A 7,375-nucleotide genomic window follows, 5' to 3' on the forward strand; every position below is an offset into this window, starting at 1 on the left:
GAAGGATTGAGCCCCACGCTCGTCACTGCGTGTACTCGCTGCCCCCCGAGGGGGCGCAGGCCGCCTTGGGGCGGCCCGGCGCCGGCCTGGGGCGCTGCCATTACAGTCGACGCATGACAGGTCAGTACAGGACATTCATCGGCCGCGCCGCATCGGGCCTTGCCTTCTCCGTGGCGGGCGCGCTGCTCATCGGCTGCGCCTCCCAGCCCTCCGCGCCCGCACACAGCGCAGCGCCGGCTACCGCGACCCCGGCGGACGGTTCCGGCGCCCGCTCGGAAGCTTCGCGCAGCGCCAAGTCGTCAAGGACAGCCAAATCGAAGCCGGCCTCCGGATCGAAGAAGGCGCCGCCGCGCACCGAAGCCGACAAACCGGTGGCTGCAGCCAAGCCTGACCGCAGATACCAGCGCCCGGTCAGCGGCGCCGTCGTGGCGCGCTTCGACGGCCGCTCGAACAAGGGCCTGGACTTCGGGGGCGCGAAGGGCGACCCGGTCCRCGCCGCCGGCGACGGCAAGGTGGTCTTCGCGGCGGCCACGCTGCGCGGTTACGGGCGGCTGGTCATGATCAAGCACGACGCCACTTACCTGTCGGCCTACGCGCACAACAGCGAGTTGCTCGTGAAGGAAGGCCAGACCGTGAAGCGCGGCCAGCTGATCGCCCGGATGGGGAGCAGCGAGTCCCCCACCGTCAAGCTGCATTTCGAACTGCGCAGGAACGGCACCGCGATCGATCCGATGCCCTTCTTGACGGCCGGCGGCAGCGCCGACGCCGCCACCGACGATTGACGGGCCGGCCCGCCGGCGCAGCGATTCACTGGATCAGCTTGTCGGCCCGGTTGAGCACCGCTGGCGGAATCGACAAGCCGAGCCGCTGGGCGGTCTTCAGGTTTATCAGCAGCTCGAACTTCGTCGGCTGCTCGATCGGCAGATCGGCGGGCTTGGCGCCCTTCAGGATCCTGTCGACGTAACGCGCACCGTCCGTTCCCTCGGCCCCGTAGCCCGGTCCGTAGGCCACCAGGCAGCCGTTCTCGRCATAGTCGCCGCGGGCGCATATCGACGGCAACCGGTGCGCGATGGCCAACTCGGCGATCGTCTTCTGGTTCGAATTGGCCACCGGGTTCAGCGTGACCCACACCGCGCCGGCGCGCGCCTTGGCGGCTTCCTTGAAAGCCTGGTCATAGGCGTCAGCACTGCTGGCCTCCATCGAATACAACTGGAGGCCGAGCTTCTCGGCCGGCGACTGGCTGGCCTCCCACTGCGGAACGGAGCCGGGCGCCAGGGGGTCCCAGAGCACCGCCACGCGAGCGACGGCGGGTTGAATCTCCTTCAGGAGTTCGAGTCGCTTGCCGGTGAGGATCGCTGCCACGTTGGTGATGCCGGTGCTGTTGCCGCCGGGCCGCGCCAGGCTCTCGGCCAGCCCGGTGGCGATCGGGTCGGTGACACCCATGAAGACGATCGGCACGTTCCGGGTGGTCCGGCTGGCGGCCTGCGCCGCATTCGACGTCACCGCCACCAGCACGTCGACATCGAGGCCGACCAGCTCGGCCGCCAGGCTCGGAAGCCGCTGCAGATCCTGGCTCTCGTGGCGGTAGTCGATCAGGATGGTCTGCCCTTCGACATAGCCGAGATCGCGGAGCCCCTGCCGGAATGCTTCCAGCCGCGGCGCATCGGCGCTGGCCGAGACCGCGGCCAGATAGCCCAGCCGCGGAACCTTCCTGGGCTGCTGCGCCTGCGCCAGGGCTGCGCTGGCCGCCAGCGCAGCGCATAGAAGAAAGCACCCGATCCTGCTGCGCATCGCTTCCCTCCTTGTCGCCGGCAGCCACCGGACGGATTCTGCGCCGCCGACCCCGCCACCGGGCGCCATAGTGACTCGGCCAATAGGCCTACTCGCCCGGCCTTCCCATCGTGCAGGCGACGTTGTCCAATTGACGGGCCATGACGGCCCAGGATTCGTCTCCCGCCTCGCTCCCCGGCGACCTTGCAGCAACGGCCCATGGCCGACGCTCCGCCGTGTTGCCTCAAGGGACGCGGGACGTGCATCGGGGCCGCCTGTTCCGCAAGTACCTGCTGCTGATCCTTTCGCTGGTGACGACGGTGCTGCTGGCGTCCAGTGCGATCAGTCTCTATTTCTCCTACCAGGAGAACAAGGCGGCACTGGCCAGCCTACAGCATGAAAAGGCCCTGGGCGCCGCGGCGCGGATCGAGCAGTACCTGCAACGGGTGACCCAGCAGCTGGCCTACGCCTCGCTGGTCCAGCTCGATGCCGGGGACCTGGCGTCGCGGCGCGCGGAGTTCTGGCGCCTGCTGCGCCAAGCGCCCGAGGTGACCGATATCGCGCAGCTCGACGGTGCAGGCCGCGAGCAGGTCACGGTGTCGCGCGTGGGAATGGACGTGATGGGCTCCGGCAGGGACCGGTCGTCGGATGCGGCATTCCGCAGCGCCCTGCCCGGCGCGCCATGGTTCGGGCCGGTGTATTTCAACCGCGGCACCGAACCCTACATGACGGTCGCGATCCGCTCCGCGGGCTCGGGCGGCCCGGTCACGGTGGCCGAGCTGAATCTCAAGTTCATCTGGGATGTGGTCTCGCGCATCCACATCGGCGAGGCGGGCAAGGCCTATGTGATCGACAGCCAGGGCCTGCTGGTGGCCGATCCCGACATCGGCCTGGTGCTGCGCAAGACCAGCCTCGCCCAACTGCCGCACGTCCAGGCCGCGGCAGCCGACGGCCTGCCGCAGGGACAGGCCATGGTGTCGCGCGACCTGCAGGGCGCCACTGTGCTGACCGCGATGGCGACAATCCAGCCGCTGGGCTGGAAGGTGTTCGTCGAGCAGCCGATCGCCGAGGTCTACGCCAAGCTCAATGCCTCGTTCCTGCGCGCCGCCGTCCTGCTGCTGGCCGGCCTGGTCATCTCGGCGCTGGCGGCGTCGCTGCTGGCGCGCAGCATGGTGCGGCCGATCCGAACGCTGGCCCGGGGCGCGCGGCGCATCGGCCAGGGAGACCTGAATCAACAGATCGAGGTCCGCACCGGCGACGAGCTGGAAGGCCTGGCCAACCAGTTCAATCGCATGTCGGCGCAGCTGCGCGAGTCCTACGGCGAACTGGAGCGCAAGGTCGAGCAACGCACCGCCGAACTGAGCGCCTCGCTCGAGCGGCAGACGGCGACGGCAGGAATCCTGCGCGTCATCAGCCGATCGCCGACGGATCTGCAACCGGTCCTGCAGAACGTGGCCGAGCGCTCGGCGGCGCTCTGCCGGGCCTACGGCTGCCGGATCTGGCTGCCCGAGGACGATCACCTGCGCGCCATGACAGGCTACCTGGGCGCCGGACACGACGCCACTCAGGGCCGGGACGAGGTCCTGCCGCTGACGCGGGGATCGGTGGTCGGAAGGGCCTTCGCGGAGCACCGTACCGTGCACGTGCAGGACGTCGTCCGGCTGCTCGATTCCGAGTTTCCCGATTCACGCGAACCGCAGGCGCGCCACGAGTTCAGGACCGTGCTGGCGGTTCCGATGGTGCGCGAGGGCGCGTCGGTGGGGGTCATCGGCGTGATGCGCAAGCAAGTGCAGCTCTTCTCGAATGCCGAAGTCCGCCTGGTTGAAACCTTCGCCGACCAGGCGGTGATCGCGATCGAGAACGCGCGCCTGTTCCGCGAGATCGAGGACAAGAGCCGCCAGCTCGAAGTGGCGAACCAGCACAAGTCGGAGTTCCTGGCCAACATGTCGCACGAGCTGCGCACGCCCTTGAACGCCATCATCGGCTTTTCCGAAGTGCTGACGGAGCAGATGTTCGGCGCGGTCAACGACAAGCAGATGGCGTATCTGCGGGACATCCACTCGTCCGGCCAGCACCTGCTGACCTTAATCAACGATGTCCTGGACCTGTCGAAGATCGAAGCCGGGCGAATGGAACTGGACCTGAGCTGCTTCGATCTCGGCCTGCTGCTGGAGAACGCGATGACCCTGGTGCGCGAGCGCGCCCAGCGCCAGGGCCTCTCGCTGTCGCTGGAGGTCGGCGAAGGGCTCAACGAATGGGTCGCGGATGCACGCAAGGTCAAGCAAGTGGTGGTGAACCTGCTCTCTAATGCGGTGAAGTTCACCCCCGCGGGCGGCCGCGTGCGGCTGAGCGCGCGGCGCATCGACGGCGCCGCGGACCAGGCGATGGCCGAGGTCAGCGTCGCCGACACCGGTGTCGGCATTGCACCCGAGGACCACCAGATGGTGTTCGACGAGTTCCGCCAGGCGGGCAACGACTATCTGCGCAAGGCCGAAGGCACCGGCCTGGGCCTGCCGCTGGCCAGGCGCTTCGTCGAGCTGCATGGCGGCAGGCTGGAGCTCGACAGCCGCCTCGGCGAAGGCTCGACCTTCACCTTCCTGCTGCCGCTGCAGGTGCTGCAGGTGCTGGAGGTTGCGGAATGACCGCGCACGTGCTGGTCGTCGACGACGTCGAGAAGAACGTCAGGCTGCTTGCCGATGTCCTTACGGCACGCGGCTATCGGACCAGCACCGCCTCGTCCGGCGAGGAGGCCCTGGCTTGCATCGCCGCCGATCCGCCCGACATGGTGCTGCTGGACGTGATGATGCCGGGCATGAACGGCTACGACGTCTGCCGCGCCATTCGCGCGGATCCAGCGCTGGCGGTCTTGCCGGTGGTGCTCGTGACGGCCCTGGATCCCGAACAGGAGCGCATGAACGGCTTGAACGCGGGGGCGGACGACTTCCTGAGCAAGCCGATCCACCAGGCCGAGCTGCTGGCCCGGGTACGCTCCCTGCTGCGGGTCAAGACGCTGTACGACGAGGTCCAGCGGCAGAAGTCCGAGCTGGAGGCGTGGAACCGCACGCTCGAGGAACGGGTAGCGGAGGGCGTGAAGCAGCTCGAACGCGTCGGCCAGCTCAAGCGCTTCTTCTCGCCGCAGCTGGCGGAAGCGATCCTGGCCGGCGGAGCCGACGATCCGCTGCGGAGCCACCGGCGCGAGATTACGGTCGTCTTCCTCGACTTGCGCGGCTTCACCGCCTTCACCGAGACCGCGGATCCCGAGGAGGTGATGGCCGTGCTGGCGCAATACCACGCCGCGATGGGCCGGCTGGTGCTGGCCCACGAGGGCACGCTGGAGCGCTTCTCGGGCGACGGCATGATGATCTTCTTCAACGATCCGCAGCCGGTGGCCGATGCGCCGGGGCGCGCCTTGCGCATGGCGGTGCAGATGCAGCGCGAGATGGTCGCGCTCAGGAGCCAGTGGCACCGGCGGGGCTACGACCTGCACATGGGCGTCGGCATCGCGCAGGGCTTCGCCACGATCGGCGGCATCGGCTTCGACGGCCGCATCGACTACGGTGCCATCGGCACCGTGACCAACCTGGCCGCGCGCCTGTGCGGAGAAGCGGCGGGCGGCGAGATCCTGATCTCGCAGCGCGTCCGGGCCGCACTCCAGGATGCTGAGCCCGAAGGCGGCGGGGCGATCGAGGACGCCGGCGAGCTGGAGCTCAAGGGCTTCCATCGGAAGGTGGCGGCCTGGCGGGTGCTGCCCGGGGCCTGACGAGGTCCTGCGCCTGCCGAGGCCCTGGCTGCCTGCTGGCCCTCAAATTGCATGCGGCAGCGGGCCTGTGCACCGCATCGGGGCCGCGATCTGGATCGATAATGCGCCCCGCAACAATCCCTGCCGCCGACTTTGCTGCCCCCAAAAGTATGTCCATGAAACTGACGCCGCTCCGTCCCGCCTTGATCGTGGGTGCAGCCCTGGCCGCCGCCGTCGCGCTGGCGGCCTTCGCCGTGCATGCCGAGGAAGAGAAGATCCTCAACATCTACAACTGGGGCGACTACATCGCGGACGACACGGTCGCGAACTTCGAGAAGGAAACGGGGATCAAGGTCCGCTACGACCTGTTCGACAGCAACGAGGCCTTGCACGCCAAGCTGGTCGCCGGCATGTCGGGCTACGACATCGTGGTGCCCGGATCGCATTTCGCCAAGATGCAGATCCAGGGCGGCCTGCTGCAGAAGCTGGACAAGTCGAAGATCCCGAACCTCGCCAACCTCGACCCCGCCATCCAGGCCCAGCTGGCCAAGATGGACCCAGGCAACGAGCACATCGTCGACTGGCTCTGGGGCTACACGACGGTCGGCATCAACACCGACAAGGCCAAGAAGGCGCTGGGCGGCGCGCCCTTGCCGGACAACGCCTGGGACCTGGTCTTCAAGCCCGAATACCTGTCCAAGCTGAAGGACTGTGGCGTGTCCTTCCTGGACAGCCCGTCCGAGATCATGCCGATCGCGCTGAAGTACATGGGCAAGGATCCGCGCAGCAAGAACCCCGACGACTACAAGGCGGCGGGCGACCTGCTCAAGGCCGTGCGGCCCTATGTCACGCGCTTCTCGGGCTCGGGCTCGGACTATATCGACCAGATGGCCAAGGGCCAGCTGTGTGCCGTGATCGGCTGGTCCGGCGACATCATGATCGCCAAGGACAAGTCCGCCAAGGCAAAGAATCCCCAGAACCTCGAGGCGCTGCTGCCCAAGACCGGCGGCCTGCTGTTCTTCGACACCATGGCCATCCCCAAGGACGCCAAGCACCCGGAGAACGCCTACAAGTGGATCAACTACATCCTGCGGCCCGAGGTTCATGCGTCGCTGACCAACAAGGTCTTCTATGCGAACCCCAACAAGGCGGCCATGAAGTTCGTCAATCCGGCCCTGGCCAAGGACAAGGCCGTGTTCCCGGACGAGGCGGCGCTGTCGACCATGATCGCGCCGGACACGCCCGACCAGGCGACGCTCAAGCTGATCACGCGCACCTTCACCAACTTCAAGGCCAAGCGCTGACCCGACACCCATGAACGCTCCCAAGGAAGACCGCGCCTTCCTGCGAATTGAATCGGTCAGCAAGGACTTCGGCGACTTTCGCGCGGTGGATCAGGTCGACCTGGACATCGGGCGCGGCGAGATCTTCGCGCTGCTGGGTCCCTCGGGCTGCGGCAAGAGCACGCTGTTGCGGATGCTTGCCGGCTTCGAGGCGCCATCGTCCGGTCGCATCGTCCTCGACGGCGTCGACCTCACGGGGCTGCCGCCGTACGAACGGCCGCTCAACATGATGTTCCAGTCCTATGCGTTGTTTCCGCATCTGAGCGTCTGGGACAACGTCGCCTTCGGCCTGCGGCGCGACAAGCTGCCCAAGGCCGAGGTGGCCTCGCGGGTGGAGGACATGCTGCGGCTGGTGCAACTGGGCGGTCTCGGCCGGCGCAAGCCCCACCAGCTCTCGGGCGGGCAGCAGCAGCGCGTGGCACTGGCGCGCTGCCTGGCCAAGCGGCCGCGGCTGCTGCTGCTCGACGAGCCGCTCGGCGCGCTCGATCGGAAGCTGCGCGAGGCGACCCAGATCGAGCTGGTC

Annotated in this window: 7 protein-coding genes; 5 read left to right on the forward strand and 2 right to left on the reverse strand. The window is 67.9% G+C overall.

The genetic code is table 11. The annotated features are described in order from the left end of the window. Positions 1 to 121: 121 nt before the first annotated feature. A complete protein-coding gene (locus AC1DY5_RS34780) occupies positions 122 to 385 on the reverse strand; it encodes a hypothetical protein (protein WP_478118937.1) in 264 nt (87 codons plus the stop codon). Here AC1DY5_RS34780 and AC1DY5_RS34785 point away from each other — a divergent pair. Beyond that, the gene (locus AC1DY5_RS34785; protein WP_478118939.1) at positions 372 to 782 is read left to right on the forward strand and encodes a murein hydrolase activator EnvC family protein; all 411 of its coding nucleotides are present in this window, start codon (positions 372 to 374) and stop codon (positions 780 to 782) included. The two genes, AC1DY5_RS34780 and AC1DY5_RS34785, sit on opposite strands and share 14 nt — an antisense overlap. A 25-nt stretch (positions 783 to 807) precedes the next feature. On the opposite strand, the gene AC1DY5_RS34790 is transcribed toward AC1DY5_RS34785, so the two are convergent. Next, the gene (locus AC1DY5_RS34790) at positions 808 to 1,791 is read right to left on the reverse strand and encodes an ABC transporter substrate-binding protein (RefSeq protein WP_478118941.1); all 984 of its coding nucleotides are present in this window, start codon (positions 1,789 to 1,791) and stop codon (positions 808 to 810) included. A gap of 239 nt (positions 1,792 to 2,030) precedes the next feature. Between AC1DY5_RS34790 and AC1DY5_RS34795 the strand changes: the two genes are divergently transcribed. From AC1DY5_RS34795 to AC1DY5_RS34810, 4 genes are all read left to right on the forward strand, one after another. Beyond that, positions 2,031 to 4,412, forward strand: a complete 2,382-nt coding sequence (locus tag AC1DY5_RS34795) for a sensor histidine kinase (protein ID WP_478118943.1) — start codon at positions 2,031 to 2,033, stop codon at positions 4,410 to 4,412. Beyond that, entirely contained in the window at positions 4,409 to 5,530 is a 1,122-nt protein-coding gene (locus tag AC1DY5_RS34800) for an adenylate/guanylate cyclase domain-containing protein (protein WP_478118945.1), read from the forward strand. Before AC1DY5_RS34795 ends, AC1DY5_RS34800 begins: the two co-directional genes overlap by 4 nt. A gap of 155 nt (positions 5,531 to 5,685) precedes the next feature. After that, positions 5,686 to 6,813 carry a polyamine ABC transporter substrate-binding protein gene (locus AC1DY5_RS34805; RefSeq protein WP_478118947.1) on the forward strand — a complete coding sequence of 376 codons (1,128 nt, stop codon included), beginning with the start codon at positions 5,686 to 5,688 and terminating at the stop codon, positions 6,811 to 6,813. Positions 6,814 to 6,823: 10 nt separating this feature from the next. Continuing rightward, a partial coding sequence (locus AC1DY5_RS34810) for an ABC transporter ATP-binding protein (RefSeq protein ID WP_478118949.1) occupies positions 6,824 to 7,375 on the forward strand: 552 nt, incomplete at its 3' end.

It is taken from the genome of Variovorax sp. P4_D9 (genome assembly GCF_056401695.1).

What these genes read in the sequence shown, in the direction of transcription:
- AC1DY5_RS34805 (WP_478118947.1), top strand. Translation starts at nt 5,686, where the DNA reads ATGAAACTGACGCCGCTCCGTCCCGCCTTGATCGTGGGTGCAGCCCTG.
- AC1DY5_RS34800 (WP_478118945.1), top strand. Translation starts at nt 4,409, where the DNA reads ATGACCGCGCACGTGCTGGTCGTCGACGACGTCGAGAAGAACGTCAGG.